This is a genomic window from Haloparvum sedimenti (genome assembly GCF_001462205.1).
Taxonomy (GTDB): Archaea; Halobacteriota; Halobacteria; order Halobacteriales; family Haloferacaceae; genus Haloparvum; species Haloparvum sedimenti.
The window spans coordinates 1-1,697 of the sequence record NZ_LKIR01000081.1; the positions used below are offsets into that span (position 1 = coordinate 1).

3 protein-coding genes are annotated in these 1,697 nt (G+C 57.7%); 2 read left to right on the forward strand and 1 reads right to left on the reverse strand.

Translation table 11 applies throughout. From position 1 onward, the window contains the following. Window positions 1-207 precede the first annotated feature (207 nt). Together AN233_RS16305 and AN233_RS05300 are read left to right on the forward strand one after the other, a co-directional pair. Window positions 208-516, forward strand: a complete 309-nt coding sequence (locus AN233_RS16305) for a helix-turn-helix domain-containing protein (protein ID WP_176696646.1) — start codon at window positions 208-210, stop codon at window positions 514-516. An 83-nt stretch (window positions 517-599) separates the two neighbouring features. Then, window positions 600-1,316 (forward strand): recombinase family protein, encoded by a 717-nt coding sequence (locus AN233_RS05300; RefSeq protein WP_058365799.1) that lies wholly within the window; start codon window positions 600-602, stop codon window positions 1,314-1,316. Window positions 1,317-1,328: 12 nt separating this feature from the next. On the opposite strand, the gene AN233_RS05305 is transcribed toward AN233_RS05300, so the two are convergent. Continuing rightward, the coding region (locus AN233_RS05305; protein WP_245626018.1) for a hypothetical protein at window positions 1,329-1,697 on the reverse strand (369 nt) is incomplete at its 5' end.

Consider the following 1,697-nt stretch of genomic DNA (forward strand, 5'->3'; position numbering starts at 1 on the left):
GATATTGAGAAGATGACGATCAGCGAACTGAAGTCTCGGGCAGCAAGTGGTTATCGTGACTGCCTGAAGTGCGGTCAATCAGTTCCAAAAGCGCGATTCCCACATCACATGCGGGGGTGCGAAGGAGAATAATACTCACTCCCAAAACCCACTTTCTGTTTACGTATTGCCGCAATCTATATGCGATTGGGGTTCCAAAGTCTGGCTATGACGAAGAAAAGCCGTCAGGATATGCTAGCCCACCGTGATGTTTCGTTGCTACAGCACGCAACTACGCTGTCTGAGAGAGAAATAGAGGTACTAACCGGACTGTATGATGGAAAGTCGAGAGAGGAAATTGCGGAGGAGCTGGATATCGAACCCGAGTCTGTAAGGACGTACCTCTCCCGAGCGAGAAAAAAGGCAGACGGTGCAAAGAACACGATCCAACTACTCCTAGAAGCTGATGAGGATCGATCCTATAGCAACTATCAGGATCTCCGAGAGAAATTGAATCAGCGCCTCGGGGACGACTAGTTCAACCTCCGTTTGCGAAGTAACCTCTAAACCGTTGTTTCTGAAGCACCGTTCTTTAAGTAGGTGCCCCTGCGTTTCTACCCATGGCCGAAATCCTCGCCTACGCTCGTGTTTCGACGAGCGATCAGTCCCGAGACGGTCAGCTCGAGTCCATCCGCGAACACTACCCGGACCTCCCCGCCGAGAACATCTACGCGGACGTTGGTTCCGGAGACGACCCGACCCGCGACGAGTATGTCGAGCTCCGAGATCGCGTCGACGTCGGTGACGCCGAGAAGGTTGTCGCGGCGAAGCTCGATCGACTCGGACGCTCGACCGCGGAGGTCGCGGACTTCGTCGACACGTGCTCGGACCAGGGCGTCGGGCTCCATCTCGTGCAGCAGGGGTTCAACGTCGACCCCGACGACGAGATGGGTCAGATGATGCTGAAGTTCATGAGCATGGTCGCGGAGATGGAGCTGAAGTTGAACCGAGAGCGACGGCAGGAGGGAATCGAGAGAGCGATCGACCGCGGTGTGCAGTTCGGAAAGGCCCCGCACGGGATGACGAAGAACGAGATGGGCGTTCCGGTGCCGGGAGAAGGCTACGAGCGCGTGCAGGCGTTCATCAGGGAGGTACGGAAGGGGCGAGCGAAGAGGCCGACCGCGAGGTTCTTCGAGATCCCGGAGGGAAGTATCTCGACCATCCTCGAGCGCGCTGACGAACTCTACGGCGTCGGGTTCGATAACGACGAGTGGACGCTCGAGCGGGCGAAAGTCGAAGCGGGAGAGAAGGATCTCTCCGACCTCGGTGAAAACTGAGAACGGCGCGGTCTAGTCCGCGAGCTGACCGCGCTGGTTCGGACCGTTCGCGAGCGCGAGCTCGGCGGCGACGCGCCGGATCGACTCGCACTCTGAGAGCTCCGGAAGGTCTCCGTTTTCGGGGAACCGAACGACGTACGACCGACGACCGATCCGATCCACCGCAACAGACTGACCGTCGGGGATCTCACCGTCGTCGAGAATGTCGTCCTGTCGCAACTTCGCCTTCGGAATCGTCACAACGCCACTACCAGACTTCGCCTGAAGTTGCTGCATGGTGCATTCAACCCCTCTCACTCGTGGTCTAAAAATGGTCCCCTCGTGACCACGATATTGCCACGTATTTGCCCCGATATGGCCCTTAGGCGGAGGTATAACCCC